Below are 23,225 nucleotides of genomic sequence, written 5' to 3' on the forward strand. Positions count from 1 at the left end.
TAAGCGGATACGGCGAATGGGATTCGCATCAGAACCTCAAGGAAAACCACACGCGTTCCTGTAAACGTGTAGACAAACCGATCGCCGGACTCTTGAAAGATCTCAAACGTCGAGGCATGTGGGAAGACACCGTGGTCGTTTTCTGCACCGAATTCGGACGCACACCGGCTGTCGAATCACGGGGTAATACCAAAATGCCCAGTGGTCGCGACCATCATCCGCATGGCTTTACGGTCTGGTTCGCCGGGGCCGGCATCAAACAGGGTTACGTGCATGGTGCCACTGACGAACTCGGCTTTCACGCTGTGGAGTCCCCGCACTATGTCACCGACATTCATGCGACGTTGTATCATCTGCTCGGGCTCGATCCGCATCGGCTGGATATCCCTGGTCGCAAGCGACTGGAAATCGATCACGGCCATCCGATCCTGGATATTATCACCTGAGCTGAACGACCACTCAGCCGGTAAATCGTTCAATCACGTTGCGGGTGATTTTGGAAACATTCTCATCCACCAGCATGGAAGTGATCCAGCAGATCGAGCCAACTGAAAAGACCTCTCCCCCGGAAGAGGTTTTATAATGTACCATGTCAGCGCCTCCCTGATCAGGATTTGTGCCTTGCGCCAGCAACTGCACATTCGCCGGAGAACTGGGCGAAAGCTTGTCGGTTTCATGCCCTGAAGCCCCGCCGGGAATCCGCATGTGCTGGCTCTCCGTCCCGAACAGATCATCATTTTTTAAATTGGTTCCCTCAAAACACCAGTGCTGCGCATCAATCACGCGATAAGGTGCCCCCGTCATGATACCGGCGAAGGAAAACACGACGCCCAGCAGATTCGCTTCGGACTCCTGCCGTGCATGATAGCGACTTTCATACTTTGAATCTTTTTCCGGAATCGGTGGATCCATGGCGACACCACACCAGCTTGTGCAGTCGGTATTGTGATAGACAATGCGTTCGTCATCCAAAAACTCCACTTCACAGTTCAACCCGTTCCCTCCCAGATAAATCAATCGTCCGCCCGATTCAAATACCCAGGTTTTTAATCGCTCGTACATCTGCTTTGACCAGTATTCCGGGTGTGAGCTGAGGATCAAAACCTGGTATTCATTCAAGGGAAGCCGATCAGCGTGAAACTGGGTCTCGCTGTAATAGTCGTATTCCAGCCCCTGCTCTTCCATCCACCCCAGCAGCCGCCATTCGGAATGCAGCATGCCACACCCCATCCGACTGTAAATGGGATCGCGGAGCTGTTCTTCCAGATCAATGTGTAGATAGGGCTGAGGCCGTTCCAGCGATAACGGCGGATATTCCTCAACATAATAAGCGCCGAATGAAGGTTTCAGATATCTTCGTAATTCCTGTCGACTGTTCACAACGGGCGTGGGAGGGAGCCCTTCCGGATTCAGATAGTTACTGCGTCCGCCAAAATTATTATAAGCGTTCCAGGTCAAATCGCTGGCAAGGATTGCGATTTTTGATCGGGGCGTCTGGGGAGATACGACCCAGGGAAACGTAAACTGCTGACCGGATTGATTGCTGAGGTGAAACATATACAACCCGGATCGATCTGGCGCAGTAACGGCCTGCCTCTGTGTGACGGTGCGATAACCAACATGATTCCAGTCCACGCCATTCTGAGTGTAATCGCCATCGGGTGTGATCTGTAAATTCGCCAGGGGTGCGTGATCATCAAAGGTGCCGATCCGCCGGATGTACTCTTTCTCCTTGCCATACCGCCAGAGTTCCAGCTGATACTCTGAAGTAGAATGCACCCGGAATTCAGAGGCATTGCCACTCTGAACGCATCGAGGCCAGGCAAATCCGAGCAGTTTGGTGGAGAGCAATCGAAAGTGATGGATCTGCCCCTCTTCTACTTTGAGCTGTACGCGTTTAGCGCAATATTCCCGGTGCTGCAGAATGACTTCGTAATCTCCTGGAGCCAGGTCCGCGATGACAGCGCCCGAGGCAGTCGAGCGGGTAGTCATGAATTGACCTTCCGACTGAAATTCCACAGCCACATCATATAACGCGCGATAATCTTCGTCGCTGACATATCCAATTAACATCAGGTCATCCTGTGATGGTTGAAATTGTATTGCAGGAGTGTCTTACTTCTAAAAGTCTGATTCTGAGGCGATCTCAGGAAGGATGTGCCACGTATTCTCTGGCAACTTTGACTGCTAACCCGCCCCCTTCATAATAACCCATTGAAATCTCCGCGACATGCGTCAACAGGTCATAAGCCCGCCAGCGGTTCCAGCCATAGTCCGCTTCCATCCACAGAATCAATTGGGCAAATGCTTCTGCCGTCGCCCGTTCCATTGGCGTTCCACTGGAGACGGTAATGAGTTCCTGTGGTGATTCAATCCGGGGGCCGGCAATGGTTTTCTGCTTGATCAATTCAATGGTCAGCGTGGTTTGCGCTGCCATCTCCAGTCCGGTGGCGGAGAGTTCTCCCTGCCCCATTGCGGCATGCGCATCGCCCAGATACAACAGAGCACCGGGAACAAACACAGGTAGATACAGCGTGTTGCCGGCTGTCACTTCCCTGATATCCATATTGCCGCCATGCGGTCCCGCAGGCATGGTACTGGGCATGCCATAAGCGGGAGTCGTACCGATGCAGCCCAGCATCGGCTGATAAGGAATTTTGATCTCATCACTCCAGTAGACGAATCCTTCTCGAATCGGACAGACATGGGCACCATCCGGAACATCGGTTCCCAGCCACTGGCAGAGCTGTTTCGGGTTACCGGTATAAGTTGCACACTGGTCATCCCGGGACTCAATTGCTTCGATTTTGATCGCCAGGGTATCCCCCGGTTCTGCCTGATTGATGAAGATCGGCCCTGTCAGTGGATTACTCAAAGGAACCCGAGATTTATCACGACGATCGCCTGCTTTACGAATCTGCCCGGAGAGGGCATCCTCTGATTCCACCCGGATGGTTTCGCCGGATGAGATTACAATCCGAGGCTCCTGCCTGCGATCGAATTCATAGTTCAAAGGACCCAGGGAGATTTGCTGCATGTCAGATTTCCAGTATCGGATTATTTAAAACTGTGCGACTCTGCGGCAATTCAATCGAGCTGCGACTTTAACCATTCTGTTACGATCGCTTCCGGAGAGGCGGTCTGCCCGTCTGTTCTTTCAACGAGAGTCAGATCCTGCCCGCGCACGAGTTTCCTTGTCATCCGATCCGTTTCCGAATCGGAATGCCGGGCCTCGAAAACATCAGGATGAAACACCACGCAATCCCAGCCGCCCACTCCAAAGTTCAAGGAATAATTCATGGTCCACATCAGGCTGTGAATCAACTCTTCCTGGTTTTCCGCTTTTGCATTTGGCGGAATGGCCAGCAGTACCAGGTCCGGTTTACTCGGACGCACCAGTGCTTTGGCATCGGTTTCAATCTCGCGACGTGATTTTCCTGCCGTCTGCCAGTTGGTTATTTCCAGCTTCACTTCCGGTGCAACTTTTTGAAAGGCAGTTTGAATCAGTTGATCCAGCGGTGGCATGGCGATCACTTTAACTGTTTTTTTTGCTTCGACGAGTGATTTCAAGTGGGGCAAAACCTGCGCAGGCGGATCGACATCGCTCAGTGAAACCGTCTTTCCGGTAATGGCCTCTGCCATCAGTTCCGCTATTTTTTTGTGGCCCGCCATATTCGGATGAATTTCATCGCTCATCATCAATCGCCAGCTTAATGCATCCTCGTCTCGCACCGCATTCAGGAGTTGATATTGATCACACAAGGGGACCTGCATTTCCTTACAAACTTCGCGCACGACATCGCAGTATTGCTCCAGTTTTTCAACCGGTCGCCCCGAAGTGGAGATGACAGAGTTAGGCGTACACAATAACACTTCCGCTCCGGCATCCCGGCATTGTTTCACGATCGACTTGAGATTCTCCCGGTATTGTTCCAGGGGAACGCGTGTCATGTCATTCAACCCAAACATGACAGTGACCAGGTCTGGCTGATGTTTTAACACATCCTGTTCAATCCGCGCTAACGCATTGACGGTCGTGTGACCACTGATTCCTGCATTAATCATTTCCAGCTTCGCATCTGGGTAAGTTTTTTCTAAAGCGATCCCCAGCATGTCGGTATAAGCGCGTCGGCTGCCTGTGTGGTAATACACACCGGTGACACTGTCTCCAAAACAGACGATTTTCGCAGGCTCTGCCGCTTTGAGTTTTTTAACTGTTTGGGGAAAAGCAGAGTTCTGAGAAACTGCCTGGTTTGATTTGTCGAACCAGCCGGGAGGCACATCAAGCGTCCAGACTTCACTGTTGAGTGGCTGTGCATGGCCTCCCGCCAGCCAGATTTTGTCCTGAAACACAAACGCCGAATGTTCGTGGCGTGCTTTCCAGACATGATCCGATTTTAACTGCTTCCAATGTTTCCCATCCTGCGAATACCAGGCATCGTTTTTGTTGGCTGCCGGATTGTTTGACCAGCCTCCTATCACCCAGAGTCGATCACGGTAGACGACCGTAGAAAACCAGAGCCGTTCATGCCAGGGTGCCTCCGCCGTTTCCTGTTTCCAGTGCACACCATCCTCCGAACTCCAGACGTCATTCGTTGCATGATACTCCGGCGTGTAATTTCCGCCACCAAATACATAGATTTTGCCATTCAAGACAGCCGCCTGATGATAGGCCCGGGGAGACCAGCCGGCATTTGCTGTTTCCTGCTTCCACGTCTTCCCGTCTGCCGAACTCCACACATCGTTTTTCAGACTCGTCTTGTCGCCAAAATAATAATTTTCTGTTCCTCCCAGTAACCACAGCCGGTCTTTAAACACCACCAGTCCCGCAGCCAGGCGAGGCGTCCATTCCGCATGCGGTGTCACCAGATCCCACTGCTTGCCATCAACCGAAGACCAGACCTGGTTGCCTGCGGAATGTCCTTCCAGGCGACCATTGTACCAGCCCCCCATCAGCCACATTCTGTCCTTGAAGACAACTGTCATCGGCAGATCGCTGTGAAACCACGGAGCCTGTTCCGTGACCAGCTTCCAGTTCTTTCCATCCGCTGATTTCCAGACATCGCGAGGCGGTGCCTCGTAGGAATTGAACCAGCCACCAAAAATCCAGAGATGATCTTTGAAAACCAGTTCTCCCTGCGAATCACGGGGTTGCCAGCCTGCTTTTTCTGTGACCTGAACCCAATCCAGTTTCTGTTCGTCAGCCAGACTGAAATTTGTAAACAGAAATAATAAAAACAGGAACAGGCAAATCGGACGAATCATAATGGCTCCAGGTTCTGGCTTTTCAGGAGGGAGTGAGCGGTCAGAGAAATCATAAGTGCCTCAGAAAGAATCTGTTACATCTACGATACCCATCCGCTTTACCTAGTTGCAAGCGAGCGCAGCCAGCCATTATCAGATCGGGAATTAATTTCTTAATCACAATATGCCGCGCAGGTTGAGTCAGGAATCCACCTGAAGTCGAAGCAGAGGCTGCTTAAAACTGATGCCCTGATTGAGGACCGTTTTCTGTCAGCGTTAATATTTCCGGGCCATCCTCGGTCATCAGAATCGTATGTTCGAACTGGGCAGAAAGTTTGCCGTCTTTTGTACGTACCGTCCAGCCATCACTGCGATCTTCGACTGTTTTCCACGTGCCGGCATTCAGCATCGGTTCAATGGTAAAACACATCCCGGGCAATAACAGGTCACGTTCGGATCCTGTGACCGGATAATGAGGAATTCCCGGATCGGTATGGAACTCACGTCCAATCCCATGCCCCTGGTACTGGCGGACCACTCCATACCCCAGTTCGGTGGCATAATTGTAGATGGCTTCACCGATTTCAATCACGCTGGATTCGGGTCGAATCGTTCGAATGGCCAGAAAGAGAGAATCAAAGGTAACCTGCACGAGTTTACGGGCTTCTTCAGAAACCTCGCCGACCAGAAAGGTTTCGGACTGATCACCGTACCAGCCATCAACGATGCTGGTGATGTCGACATTGACGATGTCCCCTTCTTTCAGAACGGTCTCATCGGGAATCCCATGGCAGACGACTTCATTAATGCTGATGCAGCAACTCTTCGGGAAGCCCATATATCCCAGTGTTGCCGGAGTGTGACCATGTGATATCGTGTATTCATGCACGATCGTATTAATCTCGTCCGTGGTGATGCCCGGTTTGACATAAGGACGCAGATGATCCATCAGGCTGGCATTAAAGTGGGATGCGATTCTTAATCGTTCCCATTCGTATGATTTATAGATGATAGGATTTCCGGACAAAATAACCGCCTCTATGTCAGATATCAGTAATAAATGATCGGGAATGTCAGCTGTCTATAGCGAGAGTTTTCAAACTTTCATTGGAATTGGATAGGCCATCGTCATTTTAAAATATTCCATTCAATACTAAATTGACTCTATCGGCAACTCACGCCAGGACAATCAGGTTCACGGTGATTCATAGAATAAACAAATTGAAAAAGAATTCCTATGGCAGGAAAGCCTTCTAAGTTAAAGAAAAACAAGCCACTGCTGGGAAATCATCAGAAGTGCTGGATCTGGGGGAGAAACGCTGTCAGAGAAACCCTCTCAGCCGGCTTCTGGCCTGTGTATGAACTGCACCTGTCTGATCAATTATCGACACAGGAAATCGCAGAGCTTGAACAACAGGCTGCCTGTTTCACTGTTCCGGTTTTCATCACGAATGAAAAAGAACTCACTCAAAAATGCCGTGCCAGTGATCACCAGGGGATGATCGCGAAAATGGCACCGTTTCCTTATACTTCGATTGATTTTTTCAATCAACAGAAAACTGCTTCTCCCTTCTATCTGATCCTGGACCGGATTCAGGATCCGTTCAATTTCGGAGCAATCATTCGTTCGGCTGAGATCATGGGCGCTGATGCCATCGTCGCAGGGAGCCATGAGCAATGTGAAGTCACCAGCCTGGTCTGCCGCACCTCAGCGGGTGCCGTGAACCATATTCCCCTCATCCAGGTCCCCGACCTGATTTCTCTCTGTCGTGACTGGAAGAAAAACGGGATCAATATCGTAGGAACCGCCATGCAGGCTTCCGAGATGCTGACCGAATATAATTTTCAGCAACCGACGGCAGTGATCGTAGGCAACGAAGGAACCGGCATCAGCCCGGAGTTGCAGGCGGAATGCACTAACCTGGTGCGCATTCCGCAACAGGGACGGACCGAATCCCTGAATGTTGCTGTCTCTGCCAGCATTTTGCTGTACGAGGCAGGTCGCCAGCGGAGTTTCAGTTAACCGGCATCAGTCTACTCAACCTGCAGGGGTGATATCTGCGGTCCCCTCTTCAGCAGCAGCAGGTTTCGTTCCCATGAACCATTCACTCATTCTCTGAATGATCACATACATGACAGGCACCATGAACACACCAAACAGCGTAGCCGCCGTCAAACCGGCGACGACAGCAGTCCCCAGTGCCTGGCGACTGGCGGCACCGGCTCCCGAGGCAATCGCCAGTGGAATCGCGCCTAAAATCGCACTGAACGCGGTCATCAGAATCGGCCGAAAACGCAGGTGACAGGCTTCAATTGCTGCATCGGGAATGGATTTTCCCGCCTCGCGCTGCAGTTTGGCAAACTCCACAATCAGAATCGCATTTTTACTTGCCAGCGCAATCAATAACACAAAGCCCACCTGGGTATAGATATTATTATCCAGCCCCCGCAACATCGTGGCAAAGATCGCTCCAAAAATACCCAGTGGGACGGACAGAATCACCGAGAGCGGTATCGTCCAGCTTTCATACTGGGCACACAAAAACAGATACACGAATATCAAAGCCATCGCGAAAATGAACGGTGCCATGTTACCGGCTTCAATCTGCTGGTAGGCAATCCCCGTCCAGTCATAGTCGAACCCCTCAGGCAATACTTCATCCGAGAGTTGCTCCATCCGGGTAATTGCCTGCCCTGAACTGTGACCGGCTGTCGGGTTACCGGTGATGGAAGCGGTAGGATAGAGATTATAATGGTCCACCTCCTGCGGACCTGCCGAATTATTGACTTCCACCAGAGTATTCAAAGGTACCATTGTGCCTCTGATATCCCTCACTTTTAAGCGGGTAATGTCTTCAACTTTACTGCGATACTGCTGGTCAGCCTGCACCATGACCTGAAACACACGATTGAAAAGGTTAAAATCATTCACATACGTCGAGCCCAGTTCCGCCTGCAGCGTATCAAAGATCGAATCGAGGGGGATGCCCATCTTGATGGCTTTTTCACGATCGATATCCAGGTAAATCTGAGGGACAGTAGCGCTGAAATTAGTATTCAATCCAGTGACGACCGGATCCGCGTTACCACGGTCCATCAAATCGGTCACCGCCATCTGCAGAACATCCATCCCGGCAGAACTCCGATCCAAAATCTGAATCTGGAAGCCGCCAGCATTCCCCAGTCCCTGAATGGCAGGAGGAATAAACGGAAAGGAAATGGATTCCTGAATCTGCGCCAGTTCGACATGCAGTTTTTTGACCAGAGCAAATACATGCAAGTCGGGAGCCTGTCGTTTATCCCAGTTTTCCAAAGCAATAATCGTCGTAGAATAATTGGACGCATTCGAGTTGTTCAGAATCGAAAAGCCCCCCATCGTAATCACATGGGACGCGGAAGGCAGCTCGGCGGAAATCTTATTGATCCGGTTTTGCACTTCGCGGGTTCGACTCAAAGAGGCACCGTCAGGCAATTGCGTATTGATAAAAATATATCCCTGGTCCTCATCAGGCAGGAAGCCCCCTGGAACGGATACAAAACCGACCCCAGTCGCAGCAAATATGGCGACCAGTGGAATGATCATGATCAATGCGTGACGGACGAACGACTTGACCAGCTTCATATAGAGATTCTGGGAACGATCAAAGCACCAGTTAAATCCGCGGAAGAAGAATCCTCGACGTTCCTTCGTTTCACGCAACATGAAACCACACATCGCAGGGCTCAACGTCAATGCGCAAATGGAAGAGAACAGTGTCGCGATCGAAATCGTGAGAGCGAACTGACGATACAGGCGACCGGTAATCCCGGGCAGCACCATTGTAGGAACGAATACCGCCAGCAGCACCAGCGTCGTGGCGACCACCGGCCCGGTAATTTCCATCATCGCAATTTCAGTGGCTTTTTTAGGTGAACACTTTTCGGTATCCAGGATACGTGTCACGTTTTCTACCACGACGATAGCATCGTCTACTACGATGCCGATGACCAGCACAATTCCAAACAGCGAGAGCGTATTAATCGTATATCCCATCGCCAGCATCACTGCCATTGTGCCCAGCAGTGAGACTGGAATCGTGACCGCGGGGATCAATGTGGCTCTGAAATCCTGCAGAAAGACGAAGATCACAATAAACACCAGCACTAAGGCAATTACGAGTGTTTTGACGACTTCATCAATCGACGCCGTTACAAATTCGGTCGAGTCATAAGGAACGGAATAGGTCAGGTCTTTGGGAAAGTCCTTCGAGAGCCTCTCCAGTACTTTTCTCGATTGTTCAGCCACATTCAGTGCATTGGCTCCAGGCAGCTGATAGATGGCAATCAACGCCGCTGGTTTTCCATCCAGCTGTGAATACCCGGAATAACTCTGTGCTCCCAGTTCCACCCGACCAATATCTTTGATGCGCGTGATCTGGCCTTCCTGTCCAGTTTTAACAATGATGTCTGCGAATTCTTCCGGGCTGGCCAGTCGCCCCAAAGTAGTCACGGTTAACTGAAAATCCTGATCTTTTGGACTCGGCTCCTGTCCAATCTGACCAGCGGCAACCTGGACATTCTGTTGACGCAATGCATCCACTACATCAGAAGTGGTAATGTTACGCGTATCCAACTGGTTCGGGTCCAGCCAGATCCGCATACCAAAATCCAGCGCGTTCACAATTGTTACATCACTGACACCGCTGATTCGTGATAATTCGTCATTGATATTAATCGTAGCGTAATTGCTCAGGTAGAGTCCGTCAAAAGTCTCATTCGGCGAGTTGAGCGCCACCACCAGCGTCATGTTTGTCGATTTTTTCTGTGTCGTCACCCCTTCCCGCTTCACTTCTTCAGGCAGAGAAGGGTTCGCAATCGCGACCCGGTTCTGTACCAGTACGTTGGCCATATCCAGATCGGTTCCCACATCGAACGTCACTGTTAAAGTCATATTCCCCGCGCTGGTACTGCTGGAAGACATATACAGCATGTTTTCCACACCGTTGACCTGCTCTTCGATAGGAGTGGCAACAGTATCAGCCACGACCTGTGCATCTGCTCCGGGATAGGAGGCAGTGACCGCAACGGTAGGAGGTGTAATGTCAGGAAATAATTCCACCGGCAGCAGAGGCAATGCAATAGCCCCGACGATGGCAATGACAATCGAAACTACGCTGGCAAAAATCGGATGGTAGATAAAAAACCGGGAAAACATCGTCGTCCGTTTCGTTATTTTTTAGAGATCAGAAACACAACCCAGATAAAAGAAGCTTCGTCTACTGTAAATTCTTTATTTGGAGCTGGATTTCGGGTCAGGCTGAGGATCGCCGACTTTTGCGTCTGTATTAACTTGCGTCTGTTTCGCTGATCCAGAAGCATCAGGTTTATTGGTTATCGTAACGGGACGACCGGGACGTGCACGTTGCAGTCCTTCATAGATATACTTCTCACCCGGCTTGATTCCCTTCAGAATCACCCGCATGTTATCCTCCATCTGTCCAATTTCAACGGGCCGTTTCTCCACCATATTTTTCTCACCGACGACTAACAGATATTTACCTGCCAGGTCTGTGCCGATCGCCACGTCATGCACCAGCACTGCTCCCGGGATGGGATTACCGGGCACACGAACTCGCACATAGACACCGGGATACAGCAGCCTGCGAAGATTCTTGTCCTTTTCATTTTTACTGTCTGGTGCTGCTGTTTTATTCTGTTGCCCGGCGGGTTTCGATTGATCTGAATCCTGTACTACAGGCCCCGAAACTTCAGGGTTAGGTATGACGGCCCGCAACTGAATCGTTCCTGTTCCGGGATCCACCTTGTTATCCCAGAAATCCACCGTCCCTTCATGCGGGTAACCATCTTCGTTGGTCAATCCGACAAATACCTTGATGGGATTAGGCCCGCCAGGGTCTCTACCGTTTTTTAACGCATTCAGTAGAATTCGTTCGCTCACATCAAAATATACATAAATCGGATCCATGGCCACGATTGTTGTCAGCAGAGTATTCTCTCCAGAGCCGACCAGGTTGCCGGCATCAACCAGGTTACGACTGACAGAGCCGGCAATCGGTGCACTGATGCGTGTATAGCCCAGATTGATTTTTGCCTGATCGATATCTGCTTTGGCACCATCAACTGCCGCCTGGGCCCGCTCCTGATCTGCTCGCGCATCATCCACATCCTGGGGCGTGACGGCCTGTTTTTTCAAGAGAATCAGGTTACGTTCCAGAGTTGCATTTGCATCGATTAATTGAGCATTTGCTGCTTCCAGCGCCGCCTGGGCCTTATCCAGTGTAGCCTGATATTGATTGCGCTGGATCTCAAACAGTAACTGCCCCTGCTTGACTTCCTCGGAAGGTTTGAACAGGACTTTTTCCAGAATGCCATCGGCCCGCGCCCGAATGTCAACCGATGCGATTGATGCCAGGGATCCCGTGAAGTCCTGGTTAAAGATCACGGTCTTCTGGATGGGTTCCGCAACCGTCACAGCCGGAGGTTTCATCTGGGGAGGCGGAGGCGTGGAATTACAGCCGAATATGAGAATCAAGGGACACAGCAAACCGGGAATTTTCAGATCAGACAAGCATGTGGGCAATACGTTCACAGTTCTCCCTTTAAATCTCGAACAAGACCTGCATGTCTTGAAGAATCGACGAAACTTACCAGCTACCAATTCACACGGCCCGGAATTACAGGCATACTACTAATAAAAACACCTGAATTGCAATTCTCATTTCCCTGAAAAAGAGACTGGACCGTAAAGATGCCTGAATCTTCACTTTTGCCTGCGACCTGGAATGTGCCCACCGAATTCAGAGATCGCCTGGGCAAGCAGGTCGGACGCCAGCGCACCATGATCGCGGAAGGTCACGCACTCATCATTTTGCATGCACCTCCGAACCCGGATGAAATGAACCGCAAAGGTCGCTTTTTCTGGCGCGAACCAGATGGCACCTGGCATGCTTCCGAATTCAAGGGAAGCCCGGATGCACTCAACCAGCATCTGGATGAATTTCAACAGTTGCTGGAAGAGTTTGACGATAAAGTAGACGAGGCAGCGAGTTCTCTGGACTACCTGGAAGTGCTCAATCATCTGGGCCCTGTTTATCGCGCGCTCTGCCACATGACCCAGGCCCTGCAGAATGCGCGGGAAGCCATACCGAAGGATAAACTGATCATTGATTTTCGTGACAGCGCTTATCGACTGGAGCGAGCTGCAGAGCTGTTGATTGAAGATGCCAAAAATGCCTTGGATTATGTGGTCGCCAGACAGGCTGAAGAACAGGCCCGAGTTTCTGCCCGTATCGAAATGTCATCGCATCGCCTGAATCTGCTGATTGCCTATTTCTTCCCCATCGCCACGTTGAGTGCCATCTTCGGTTCGAACTTCCAGCATGGATACGAACAGTATCAAACTCCCTGGCCTTTCTGGATCATGGTCTCCATGGGCCTGGCCTTAGGATTTGTCATCCATATTTTTCTCAAACGCGGGCCACGCTAATCAACCACTCCTGTCTGATTCAAGGAGCATCAATCCTGCTGCTGATCCAGCCCGATTTGAAGCCGCATAATGTTTTTAACATCTGTTCTCTGAGCACGGGTGTCTGACACATCAGGGGCAGAAACAAATCACGGCCCCAGCCTTTCAGCCAGCCATCCGATTGAAAAAAAGGTGTCAGCCAGCGCGTGACGCGCTGATAGTATTGAATTTTACTTTGTCGCTTCGCTGCAAACCGACGGCAAGCTGGTCCAAATTCCAAACTCGTTTTCAGGCACTCCGCAAACTCCCAGACATCCTCGAGAGCCAGATTGGCCCCCTGCCCCAGATGCGGGCTGGTAGGGTGAGCCGCATCACCAAGAAAAATAATCCGATCCGCCCAGCAGGATTTCATGGAAACATCGCGATAGGTGGTAAACGTCAGCTCTTCAAAGCGATTAATCTGTGTGAGCATTTCTTCCGCCTGGGGACAGAGCTGCCTGACATCCTCTTTCCATGTTTCAATCCCCTGTTCCTGATATCGTGCAAACTGATCCGCCGTCAAACCCCAGAAGAAACTGCACTGCTGATTCCCGATAGGAAGAAGCCCCGCCAGTTTCTTTGTTCCTTCCACTGTTTGTAACAACCGATCAGTCACTGCAGTACAGGAACCCGTTTTCCAGAGTGCACCATATTCATAATCAACAGCGTGATGACGAATCCCAGAGGCTTTGCGCAACGGTGAGCGGGCACCATCTGTTGCCAGAATGCAGTCAAAGAGTTCACTTTGCTCTTGGGTATCTAATTCGAGGACCACGCCACCAGCGATGTGTCTGTAACCGGTGATTCGTGAATTCTCCCGGATTTCGACACCCACTTTTCTACTTAATTCCAGCAGTGTGCTGAACAGCAGTCCGCGATGAACTCCCAGGCCGAACAGCTGACGATGCAGCCGTTGATACTCCAGAAAAACCAGTCGACTGCCTGTATGCTTGATGGCTTCAATATAATTCAGGTGGGCAGACTGCTGTTCAATCTGATCATAAACTCCCAGTTCTTTTAACACTCTCTGACCAATGGGCTGAATCAGAATCCCTGCTCCGACCGGCCTGCATTTTTCTGCCTGCTCAAAGATTGTGACCGCATGCCCCTGCTGTGCGAGCAGAAATCCCGCAGCCGTTCCCGCGATGCCGCAGCCGGATATTGCTATTTTCATCATGTATTCTCGAGAGGGAATCTGTGATTCAGGGTAAATTGACATTACTGCCCCCTCTTATTAGCGGATCGCAGACTTTCTGAGAAGCCGAATTTTAGTGGGCAGGTGACGCTTTCTATTCCACTCATGTTTTTTTATCTTAACGGGTGCTGTGCTCATCCATGATCTGACTTTCCAGGAGTAGCAACCATGAGAATTGCCACCGGTGGCGTATTGCATGAAACCAGTACGTATTCCTCCCTGCCGACGACTCTAAACGATTTCATCAATGACCGGGGATTATTTCGCGGCCAGGAAATCATGGAAACATTCCCCGGCGCAAACGTCTGTATTGGCGGATTTATTGATGGTGCAAAAAAGCAAGGCTTCGAAATCATTCCCCTGCTCTGGACCTTTGCATTTCCCAGTGGTCTGATTGAGCGGAAAACATACGACGATCTACTGGCTGAATTTCTGGATCGGCTGAAAGCAGAGGAAGAGCAAAACGGTCCTGTCGATGGCGTGCTGCTCGATCTGCATGGTGCGATGGTCATCGATGGCATTGAAGATGGCGACGGGCATTTCATCTCCCAGGTCCGGGAATACATCGGCCCGGACCGACCGATTCTGGTCACTCCTGATATGCACGGCAATCACTCTGAACTCCGTGTGGAACAGGCAACAGCAATTTTAGGCTACGACACCTATCCACATATCGATATGAATGAACGAGGACAGGAAGCCGCTGAACTTATCGTGAAGATCATCAAGGGGGAAGTGAAACCGGTAATGACACTCCGCCAGATCCCCCTGTTCTGGAGCACTGCCTGCCAGGTGACCGCCCACATGCCCATGAAAGAAGTCATGTCTCGACCGGTTTCCCCTGGGCGGACGTCCCCGATGTCGGCCCTTCCCTGATTATCGTTGCAGACAACGACCAGGAACTCGCAGACAAAACCGCCGATGAATTCAGCTCCTGGATCTGGGAACGTCGTCGTCGCTGGTACAAGCTGCCGTTTACTGTAAATGAAGCAATCCAACAGGGAGAAGAGATCGGCAAATACCCGATCATCCTTGCCGATCATGCCGACAATACCGGTGGCGGAACAGCCGGTGACTCGACGGAGATCCTGCAGACCTTCCTTGATCAGAAACTGGACAAGGCCCTGATATTGTATATCGTCGATCCTGATGTCGTGGCTTTGGCTCACAAAGCCGGGGTGGGAGGAGAAATTGAAACCGAGGTCGGAGGAAAGTCAGATCCGATCCAGGGGCCTCCGGTAAAAATGAAAGCAGAAGTCAAAGCGCTGTCTGAAGGAAAATTCAAGTACGATGGCCCCATGTATGCAGGCCTGACGGGAAATATGGGACCATCCGCCTGGATCCAGCAGGATGGGGTTTCCGTGGTCGTGGTAACAGCCCGCGAGCAACCCTTCGGCCCCGCATTCTCCAAGACACTGGGAATCGACTGTGAATCGATGAAGTATATCTCCGTGAAATCGTCGGCTCATTTTCGGGCGAGTTTTGAACCGTTTGCCGGTTCAATCTTCAATGTGGAAGCCAAAGCCATCCACACACACGATTTCGCAAAGCTCAACCATCAGCGGAGAAATCGGGACTTTTATCCGGTCGAAATCCCTTACGAGACTGCCCCGGAAATCTAGGCTGTATCCAGTTTTTACTGCCGTGTTGCCAGACCTGCAAGCGGTTTAGCCTTTTACTTTAAACCCCAGTTGCAGCAACGTCTCACGCACCCGGTCCAGCTGTTCGCCCTGTATTTCAAGTTCATCTTCTTTCAGAGCACCGCCGGCACCGCAACGGTCTTTCAGCCGTTTCAGTAAGTCAGGCAGATCATTTCCCTCTACGGGCAAACCGCGGACGACCGTGACCCGCTTGCCCTTTTTTCGTTTTTCTATCGACAGTTTCGCCGTCTGCTGTTCCGGAGGAATACGAAACGCGGGCTCGGGGGGACAGACACACTCTGCCTCCAGCTGCTCACATTTTTCGCAGCGGGGCGGACGGTCGAAAGGAGTCCCTTCAAATAAGCGCATGAGTTACCTTTCCAGCGAGATCCGGTTATGAAACTCGCGCTTCCAGCTCTTCCCAGCGTTCCAGTAAGTATTCCAGTTCCTGTTGAATCACAGTCACGCGGGTTGTCGCTTCCGCGATCACGTCGGCCGACTGCTTGAAAAACTCAGGGGAAGCCATTTTTTCCTGAAGCTCACTCTGCTCCTGTTCCAGTCGCTCAATGCGTTGTGGAATCTCTTGCAGTTCGCGTTCTTCTTTGAAGCTCAGCTTGACTGCCTTCGGTTTCTCAACCTGTGTCTCCGACCTGACCTGCGATTCGTTCTGCTGATTCGCCGTCTGCTCGTTTTTCTGAGACTGCAGCAGGTAGTCGTCATAACCGCCCGCATATTCCTTGACCTCCCCGCCTTCTTCAAACACCAGCGTCGCGGTGACCACATTGTTTAAAAAGGCACGGTCATGGCTGACCAGCAGCAATGTTCCGGGATGATTGCAGATCAGCTCTTCCAGAAGTTCGAGGGTCTCGGCATCCAGATCGTTGGTCGGTTCGTCCAGCACCATCAGATTCGTCGGGCGTTTGAACAGTTTTGCCAGTAACAGACGATTTCGTTCCCCTCCCGACAGATAGCGGGCCGGTCGACGCGCCCGTTCGGGTGTAAACAGAAAGTCCTGCAGATAACCATAAATATTTCGGGGCTGGCCGTTAATCGTAAGTGTCTGCTGGCCTTCACCGACATTTTCAATCACTGTTTTTTCTTCTTCGATCTGTTCACGTAACTGATCGAAGTAAAGAATTTCCAGATTGGTTCCCTGTCGAATGGTTCCCGAATCAGGTTTTAAATCTCCCAGCAACAGTTTGAGAAGTGTGGTTTTGCCGGCTCCATTGCGGCCGATTATCCCGATCTTGTCTCCGCGTGAGATCAAAGTCGTCAGATTTTGAATCACCGGTTCCGAGTTATAGGAAAATGTCACATTTTTCGCTTCGATCACCAGTTGACCGGAGCGATCGGCGGTCGCCACCTGCATATTGACATTGCCAATGCGACTTTGTCGCTGACTGCGTTCGTCTCGCATTTTTTTCAATGCCCGTACACGTCCTTCATTTCGGGTACGACGCGCCTTGATTCCCTGTCGAATCCAGACTTCCTCTTCTGCCAGCTTTTTATCGAAGAGCGCATTTTGTTTTTCTTCAGCTTCCAGAAACGCTTCTTTGCGTTTGAGGAAGGTGTCGTAATCGCAGGTCCAGTCGTAGATTTTTCCGCGATCGATTTCGATGATCCGCGTCGCCAGCGCCTGGAGAAATACCCGGTCGTGGGTCACGAACACAAGTGTGCCTTCATAAGACTGCAGAAACTGCTCCAGCCACTTGATAGCTGGAATATCGAGATGGTTGGTCGGTTCATCCAGCAGCAGAATATCAGGTGACTGCACAATGGAGCGTGCCAGCAGTACGCGGCGTTTCATTCCGGAAGAAAGCGCATCGAATTTGTCATCACCATTCAGTTCCATCCGGGAAAGTATTCGCTCGACTGCCTGCTCTGCTTCCCAGTCATGTTCGAAAAACGCCGTTGCAGCCTCAGCGACAAAATCATGAATCCGGTCTGAGCAACCTGTGGGTACTTCCTGAATCAGCCGGGCAATCCGCAGGTCTTTATTGCGTTTGATCAGACCATCATCGGGATCCAGTTCCCCGGCGATCATTTTCATGAAAGTCGATTTTCCTGCTCCATTCCGCCCGAGCAGACCAATTCGTTCACCTTCGTTAATTTCCAGGCTGATTTCATCCAGCAGTGGAGGTCCACTCCACGTAAAGGAGACTTGATTAATACTCAACAGAGACATACAGCGACACTTCCGATCAGACTGCTATAAAAAAACCCGACTCAAAAAGTCGGGTATCGCGGCGACACCGGCATAGTATGTTAAACTCAACTGATTTCTGCAACAGCTGCGCGGTGATGACAGGCGTTCCCATTCAGATCTCCGTAATTATAAACGGCGGCGACCAGACAGCAGTCCCAGAACCGCACAAAACAGGGCGGCACCAATGATCGACCAGACGATGGGATAATTTCTGCCTCCCAGATTCAATGCAAATATCTCGGGAAGTCCCAGCAGCATGGCTAACTTACTGCCGAGCAGAGCACCGATAAAACCGAGTGCAATCGAAACCAGACAACCGCCACGCGTACTCCCGGCCAGCCCCCTGGCGATGCTGCCACACAGACCGGCGACGATCAGTAAAATGATGAATTCGGTCAGGTCCATTCAGTTCCTCAACGGTTTCTGTTTGCTCAGGGATGTTAATTTCAAAATCACACGGAAAGTAAATACTGCTGACAGGTATACTCTAAGTCAGAATGGACTGCCTGTCCAGACGCAGATCTCCTGTCTGAATCTCCTTCTGATTGAACTACAGCAAATCATTTCGTATTTCAGTTTGTTGATCTGAAATACTCGCTCCCGGTATGGCATTTTGTTAGCATAATACCAGACAATAGAGACCAATTAACATGACCAACCTGATTTTGTCCTGCAACAGAGAGGCCTCACCGTGCGTTCATTGCTCCGAAGCGTTTCATTTCTGATCCCCCTGCTGTTCCTGACGCCCTTCATCCAGGCGGAGGAAAAACCGTCCCCTTCTGATCCGGCGCTTGTCGCTCCTCCGGTGAATACGAACCCTGGAAAAGAATACGCGGATGACACCCGGATGTTTCAGGGAATCCCCGGTCTGTCACGCGCAGCGAACGGACGTCTATGGGCACTCTGGTACGCGGGAGGCACAGGTGAAGGTGAATTGAATTATGTCGTTCTCGTCACCAGTGGTGACGATGGCAAAACCTGGTCCGGTCCCCGACTGGTCATAGATCCCCCCGGTCCGGTCCGCGCGTATGACCCGGCCATCTGGCATGATCCCAGCGGACGCATGTGGGTCTTCTGGGCTCAATCGTATCGCTGGTGGGATGGACGCAGTGGCGTCTGGGCAATTACGACAGATGATTCCGATCAGGAAAATCCAAAATGGACAGAACCCCGTCGTCTCTGTAATGGCATCATGATGAATAAACCGACGGTTCTCTCGAATGGTGACTGGTTACTGCCGGTCGCGATCTGGAAACAGCCCGCCAAAGAATCCATCGAATACCGTTTTGATCTACCCGAAGAACGTGGCGGAAATATTTTCATTTCAAAAGATCAGGGCAAAACATTTCAGTTGCTGGGTCAAACGGACGTTCCCGAACGAACGTTTGACGAACACATGATTGTGGAGCGAAAAGACAACACGCTCTGGACACTGGTCAGAACCCGCTACGGAATCGGAGAATCCATCTCCACGGATGGGGGAAAGACTTGGTCAGACGGAGCAGCTTCTGACATCCCGCATGTGAATGCCCGGTTTTTCATCCGTCGCCTCAATTCGGGGAACCTGTTAATGATCCGGCATAACCCTGCCGACAAAAAATCCCGCCGTGATTTGACGGCGTTCCTCTCTAAAGATGATGGAAAAACCTGGCAAGGTGGTTTGCTCCTGGATGAACGGTCCGGCGTCTCCTATCCAGATGGAGTTCAAAGCGAAGACGGTACGATTTACGTCATCTATGATTTTGCACGAACCCGTGATAAGAAAATCCTGATGGCGACCTTTACGGAAGCAGATGTGCTGGCAGGCAAGCCCGTCTCAGAGGAAGCCCGTCTGCGTGTACTCGTCAATCAGGCAACGGGAACCAAAAAAGAAGAATAACTGGCTCTAAAACCAGTTGATTCAATCAGGGGAACCAAAGGATGCGGCGTTTTCTGTCCGATCTTGTCATTGTTTTCAGCCTGTTTCTGACAGCAGCCCCCGTGTATGCGGGAGAACAGAAAAATGTTCTGATTCTGTTTTCTGATAATCAGAACTGGAACGATTGTGGCTGCTATGGAAATCCCGTCGTCAAAACTCCCCACATCGACCGGTTGGCTCGTGAAGGCACCCGCTATCAGAATGCATTCGCGACGACCGCGTCTTGTGGGCCCTCGCGTGGAGTCTTCTACACGGGACTGCACGTGCATGCCAATGGTCAGTATGGGCATCCTCACGGCGATCATAATTTCCGCCTGAAGCCAAAAGTCGAAACAGTTTTTGCGCTGCTGGATCAAAACCGGTATCGCACGGGGATGATCGGGAAATATCACCTTTACCCGGAAGATACCACCATTGATTTTCAGCCCAGAGTCAGCAGCTACCAGGTCAAAGCGATGGCTGATCTGGCGACGGAGTTTCTCAATCAGAAGAGCGAAAAACCTTTTTTTCTGGTCATGGGATATCATGATCCTCACCCCACTTCACGCACCCGACCGGAATGGGGTGTGAAAGTCAAAGAATCCGGAATCTCACTCACTACCTATGATCCACGAGAGATACCCGTCCCATCTTATCTTCCAGACCGCCCCGATGTTCGCGAAGGATTAGCCGGCTATTACCAGCAGATCAGCTACCTGGATGCAGGCATCGGCCGCGTCCTGGATGCCCTGAAAGCGTCAGGCCAGGCAGAAAATACGTTGGTCATATTTACCAGCGATCATGGCTCATCTGAACCGGGCGCAATGGCCAATCATTATGATCCCGGCGTGCGGATTCCCTTCATTGTCCGTGATCCGAAACGAGCAGAGTCAGAACAGGGAGTCGTCTCTGATGCGATGGTCTCCCTGTTGGATATTACCCCAACGATCCTCGACTGGACAAACACCAAAGGCCCGAAATATAAGCTGCACGGTCGCAGCATCCTGCCTACGGTGGGAAAAAAGCAGCTACCCGGCTGGGACGAAGTTTGTCTGAGTCATGTATTTCATGAAGTCACCATGTATTATCCCATGCGGACACTGCGGACCCGTGATTATAAACTGATCTGGAACCTGGAATGGCGTTCAAAGTATCCGCTTCCCATCGATACGCTTTCACGGTCGACCTGGAAGGAAACCTTGCGGCTTCAGGAGCCCACACTTGGCCAGCGCACTGTCCAGAAATTTCTGTTTCGGGACGAAGTTGAATTATATGATCTCAAGCAGGATCCGGATGAGGTCATCAATCTTGCCTGCCAGCCGGAATACCAGGAACTGCGGAAGGAACTCTCTGACAAACTCCTGAAACACTTAAAAGAGACCGATGACTTGTGGCTCAAACAGTATACCCTGCCGATCTCCTGTGAGACCGAGTCGGACGCCACGCAGTCTGAGTACAAGCCCCTGTTCAACGGTTCCGACTTAACGGGCTGGACGCTCAAACGTGCGAATCGTAAAGGCTATCATGTCGCAGAGGGAAAACTGGTCTGTCCAGCCGATGGGGGAGGTTTCCTGTTTACCAAGAAAGAATACAGTGATTTCAGTCTGAAATTCGATTTCAAACTGACAAAGGCCGCCAATAACGGAATTGCAATCCGCTGTCCCCTGGTCGATCAGAAACCAGCCTACGCAGGGATGGAAATCCAGGTACTCGACAATAAAGGGTATCCCAAAAAACTGAAGCCGAGCCAATATCACGGTTCAGTCTACGATGTCATCCCGGCCAAACGTGACGCACTGAAACCGACAGGCGAATGGAACCAGGAAGAAATCATCTGTCGCGGATCAAAGATCACGGTGATCGTCAATGATATACCTGTCCTGCAAACTGATCTGGCTGACATCAAAGACGAACAGATACTCGCCCGCCATCCGGGACTCAGAAACCAGCGTGGTCATATTGGCCTGTTGGGGCATGGCAGCCATGTAGAGTATAAAAACATTCGCATCAGGGAATTTGCAGACTCGCATTAATATTCTCTCCGGGGGAAACTATGAGTGAGAAAACAGAAAGCCGACGTTCCTTTCTCAAACAGTCCGCAGCAGCCACGATAGCCGCCAGCCAGTTCGCCTCAGTGGCTCCCGCGAAAGCCTATCAGTCAAATGATCGTCTTCGCATTGGAATCATCGGCCCAGGGCGAAGGGGGTTCGGATCCCATGTAAAAACGCTGGTGAAACTTCGTAACCAGAAAGGGGCGAATCTCGATATTACCGGGATCAATGATGTGTATACAGTCCACCGTGATCAGGCTGTGAACTACATCAAACAGGAAACGGGACAGACACCGAAAACCTACCAGGATTATCGGGATTTACTCAACGATAAAGAGATCGACGCAGTCTGTATCGCCACTCCCGATCACTGGCACGCAAAGCAGGTGCTGGATGCATTGGAGGCCGGTAAACATGTCTATTGTGAAAAACCGATGACGCATCACATCTCAGAAGCTTTCGACGTGGTTGATGCGTGGAAAAAATCCGGGCTGGTCGTGCAGGTTGGTGTGCAGTCCACCAGTATTCCGATCTGGAATGAGGTGCGCGCCCTGGTCGACGAAGGCAAGCTCGGAAAGATTGTCCAGTTCCAGGCAGAATCGTTTCGCAATTCGCTGGGAGGCATGTCCCGGCATAATGTCATCACCAAAGAAATGACGCCTCAGTCAGTCGACTGGAAACGCTGGCTGGGTGTGGAAGAAGGCCTGGCCCCTGATTTACCTTTCGACCGGGCTACCTTTGGACAATGGCGCTGCTACTGGCCGTTCGGCTACGGGATGTATTCCGACCTGTTCGTGCATCGAGTTTCCGCTATGCTGAAAGCCACCGGATTGAAGTACCCTGGACGTGTTGTTGGTGGCGGCGGGATCTTTCTGGAATACGATGACAGGGAAGTGACAGACGTGGCTTCGATCATTGCCGACTTTCATGAAGGAGTACAGGGACTGATTTCCAGCACGATGGTTTCCAGCGCAGTTCCCATTCGGCATCTGATTCGTGGACATCACGGCACAGTGGTCTTTGATAAAAATGTGTTCGGACAGCGACAGGCTTATGAATTTATCCCCGAACGTCCACAAGTCACACTCGACAGCAAGTTAAAACAGGAAGAAGTGGTCTCAGAACGGGTCCCCGACCAGACACTGTTACACTTTGAAAACTTCCTGGCTGCTGTGAAAGCTGGAGACCCGACTCTGGTCAATAACACACCCGAACTGGGAGCGGCGGCAGTAATGGTTGTCAACCTGGCCGTCCAGAGCTACCGGGAAGGGAAAGTTTTTCAGGTCGAACGCGATACGCTTCAAATCAACAAGGGAGACTCGAGTTGGGCTGACAACTGGGAGAAGATGTCAAAATCGCACAGCAAGCCCCGGCATGTTGCAGGCTGGCACGCCGGCGACCGGGGCAGCCTGCTTGTTCCCCCTCAATATCAGAAACTGGCTGGTCCCTGGATTGATGGCAAGCCGCCCGAAAATACCTGACAGGATG

At 51.1% G+C, this 23,225-nt stretch carries 17 protein-coding genes and 1 pseudogene; 8 read left to right on the forward strand and 10 right to left on the reverse strand.

The features are described from left to right. A partial coding sequence (locus AACZ40_RS00290; protein ID WP_339672646.1) for a DUF1501 domain-containing protein occupies positions 1-446 on the forward strand: 446 nt, incomplete at its 5' end. A 13-nt stretch (positions 447-459) separates the two neighbouring features. Here the strand turns inward: AACZ40_RS00290 and AACZ40_RS00295 are convergent. The 4 genes from AACZ40_RS00295 to map form a co-directional block, all read right to left on the reverse strand. After that, entirely contained in the window at positions 460-2,073 is a 1,614-nt protein-coding gene (locus AACZ40_RS00295) for a N,N-dimethylformamidase beta subunit family domain-containing protein (protein ID WP_291171906.1), read from the reverse strand. A gap of 73 nt (positions 2,074-2,146) precedes the next feature. Next, positions 2,147-3,037 (reverse strand): acetamidase/formamidase family protein, encoded by an 891-nt coding sequence (locus AACZ40_RS00300; RefSeq protein ID WP_291171909.1) that lies wholly within the window; start codon positions 3,035-3,037, stop codon positions 2,147-2,149. Positions 3,038-3,087: 50 nt separating this feature from the next. Beyond that, entirely contained in the window at positions 3,088-5,265 is a 2,178-nt protein-coding gene (locus AACZ40_RS00305) for a GDSL-type esterase/lipase family protein (protein WP_291171912.1), read from the reverse strand. A gap of 214 nt (positions 5,266-5,479) precedes the next feature. Further along, on the reverse strand, positions 5,480-6,271 hold the full coding sequence (map, locus tag AACZ40_RS00310; protein ID WP_291171915.1) for a type I methionyl aminopeptidase: 792 nt from the start codon (positions 6,269-6,271) through the stop codon (positions 5,480-5,482). A 210-nt stretch (positions 6,272-6,481) separates the two neighbouring features. On the opposite strand from map, the gene rlmB reads away from it, so the two are divergent. Beyond that, entirely contained in the window at positions 6,482-7,267 is a 786-nt protein-coding gene (gene rlmB / locus AACZ40_RS00315) for a 23S rRNA (guanosine(2251)-2'-O)-methyltransferase RlmB (RefSeq protein WP_339672653.1), read from the forward strand. A gap of 15 nt (positions 7,268-7,282) precedes the next feature. Here rlmB and AACZ40_RS00320 read toward each other — a convergent pair whose 3' ends face one another. After that, positions 7,283-10,438: a multidrug efflux RND transporter permease subunit gene (locus AACZ40_RS00320; protein WP_291171920.1), complete on the reverse strand. Its 3,156-nt coding sequence runs from the start codon at positions 10,436-10,438 to the stop codon at positions 7,283-7,285. A gap of 75 nt (positions 10,439-10,513) precedes the next feature. Beyond that, positions 10,514-11,824 carry an efflux RND transporter periplasmic adaptor subunit gene (locus AACZ40_RS00325; protein ID WP_291171926.1) on the reverse strand — a complete coding sequence of 437 codons (1,311 nt, stop codon included), beginning with the start codon at positions 11,822-11,824 and terminating at the stop codon, positions 10,514-10,516. A 168-nt stretch (positions 11,825-11,992) separates the two neighbouring features. Here AACZ40_RS00325 and AACZ40_RS00330 point away from each other — a divergent pair, with 168 nt between their 5' ends. Then, complete coding sequence (locus AACZ40_RS00330; protein WP_291171929.1) at positions 11,993-12,730, forward strand: CorA family divalent cation transporter; 738 nt, start codon at positions 11,993-11,995, stop codon at positions 12,728-12,730. Between the two features lie 19 nt (positions 12,731-12,749). Here AACZ40_RS00330 and AACZ40_RS00335 read toward each other — a convergent pair whose 3' ends face one another. After that, positions 12,750-13,967: an NAD(P)/FAD-dependent oxidoreductase gene (locus tag AACZ40_RS00335; RefSeq protein WP_291171934.1), complete on the reverse strand. Its 1,218-nt coding sequence runs from the start codon at positions 13,965-13,967 to the stop codon at positions 12,750-12,752. 144 nt (positions 13,968-14,111) lie between these two features. Here AACZ40_RS00335 and AACZ40_RS00340 point away from each other — a divergent pair. Next, positions 14,112-14,884, forward strand: a pseudogene (locus AACZ40_RS00340) (M81 family metallopeptidase); the annotation flags it as partial. A 147-nt stretch (positions 14,885-15,031) separates the two neighbouring features. Further along, on the forward strand, positions 15,032-15,565 hold the full coding sequence (locus AACZ40_RS00345; RefSeq protein ID WP_339672706.1) for an MlrC C-terminal domain-containing protein: 534 nt from the start codon (positions 15,032-15,034) through the stop codon (positions 15,563-15,565). 45 nt (positions 15,566-15,610) lie between these two features. On the opposite strand, the gene AACZ40_RS00350 is transcribed toward AACZ40_RS00345, so the two are convergent. The 3 genes from AACZ40_RS00350 to AACZ40_RS00360 form a co-directional block, all read right to left on the reverse strand. After that, complete coding sequence (locus AACZ40_RS00350) at positions 15,611-15,952, reverse strand: translation initiation factor (RefSeq protein ID WP_291171940.1); 342 nt, start codon at positions 15,950-15,952, stop codon at positions 15,611-15,613. A gap of 25 nt (positions 15,953-15,977) precedes the next feature. Next, positions 15,978-17,768: an ATP-binding cassette domain-containing protein gene (locus tag AACZ40_RS00355; RefSeq protein WP_291171943.1), complete on the reverse strand. Its 1,791-nt coding sequence runs from the start codon at positions 17,766-17,768 to the stop codon at positions 15,978-15,980. A 147-nt stretch (positions 17,769-17,915) separates the two neighbouring features. Then, positions 17,916-18,194, reverse strand: coding sequence for a hypothetical protein (locus AACZ40_RS00360; RefSeq protein ID WP_291171946.1), 279 nt, complete (start codon positions 18,192-18,194; stop codon positions 17,916-17,918). Positions 18,195-18,480: 286 nt separating this feature from the next. On the opposite strand from AACZ40_RS00360, the gene AACZ40_RS00365 reads away from it, so the two are divergent. Genes AACZ40_RS00365 through AACZ40_RS00375 form a run of 3 tightly spaced genes read left to right on the forward strand, consistent with a single transcriptional unit; the run spans position 18,481 to position 23,218 of the window. Next, a complete protein-coding gene (locus AACZ40_RS00365) occupies positions 18,481-19,668 on the forward strand; it encodes a sialidase family protein (protein ID WP_291171949.1) in 1,188 nt (395 codons plus the stop codon). A 41-nt stretch (positions 19,669-19,709) separates the two neighbouring features. Next, the gene (locus AACZ40_RS00370) at positions 19,710-21,719 is read left to right on the forward strand and encodes a sulfatase-like hydrolase/transferase (RefSeq protein ID WP_291171952.1); all 2,010 of its coding nucleotides are present in this window, start codon (positions 19,710-19,712) and stop codon (positions 21,717-21,719) included. A gap of 20 nt (positions 21,720-21,739) precedes the next feature. Next, positions 21,740-23,218, forward strand: coding sequence for a Gfo/Idh/MocA family oxidoreductase (locus tag AACZ40_RS00375; RefSeq protein WP_291171955.1), 1,479 nt, complete (start codon positions 21,740-21,742; stop codon positions 23,216-23,218). Positions 23,219-23,225: the final 7 nt, after the last annotated feature.

The organism is uncultured Gimesia sp. (assembly GCF_963972345.1).
Taxonomy (GTDB): Bacteria; Planctomycetota; Planctomycetia; order Planctomycetales; family Planctomycetaceae; genus Gimesia.

Bases quoted from the DNA above. Each gene is read 5' to 3' on its own strand.
- AACZ40_RS00295 (WP_291171906.1), bottom strand. From the start codon at position 2,073: ATGTTAATTGGATATGTCAGCGACGAAGATTATCGCGCGTTATATGAT.
- AACZ40_RS00300 (WP_291171909.1), bottom strand. From the start codon at position 3,037: ATGCAGCAAATCTCCCTGGGTCCTTTGAACTATGAATTCGATCGCAGG.
- AACZ40_RS00305 (WP_291171912.1), bottom strand. From the start codon at position 5,265: ATGATTCGTCCGATTTGCCTGTTCCTGTTTTTATTATTTCTGTTTACA.
- rlmB (WP_339672653.1), top strand. From the start codon at position 6,482: ATGGCAGGAAAGCCTTCTAAGTTAAAGAAAAACAAGCCACTGCTGGGA.
- AACZ40_RS00320 (WP_291171920.1), bottom strand. From the start codon at position 10,438: ATGTTTTCCCGGTTTTTTATCTACCATCCGATTTTTGCCAGCGTAGTT.
- AACZ40_RS00330 (WP_291171929.1), top strand. From the start codon at position 11,993: ATGCCTGAATCTTCACTTTTGCCTGCGACCTGGAATGTGCCCACCGAA.
- AACZ40_RS00335 (WP_291171934.1), bottom strand. From the start codon at position 13,967: ATGTCAATTTACCCTGAATCACAGATTCCCTCTCGAGAATACATGATG.
- AACZ40_RS00350 (WP_291171940.1), bottom strand. From the start codon at position 15,952: ATGCGCTTATTTGAAGGGACTCCTTTCGACCGTCCGCCCCGCTGCGAA.
- AACZ40_RS00355 (WP_291171943.1), bottom strand. From the start codon at position 17,768: ATGTCTCTGTTGAGTATTAATCAAGTCTCCTTTACGTGGAGTGGACCT.
- AACZ40_RS00360 (WP_291171946.1), bottom strand. From the start codon at position 18,194: ATGGACCTGACCGAATTCATCATTTTACTGATCGTCGCCGGTCTGTGT.
- AACZ40_RS00370 (WP_291171952.1), top strand. From the start codon at position 19,710: ATGCGGCGTTTTCTGTCCGATCTTGTCATTGTTTTCAGCCTGTTTCTG.
- AACZ40_RS00375 (WP_291171955.1), top strand. From the start codon at position 21,740: ATGAGTGAGAAAACAGAAAGCCGACGTTCCTTTCTCAAACAGTCCGCA.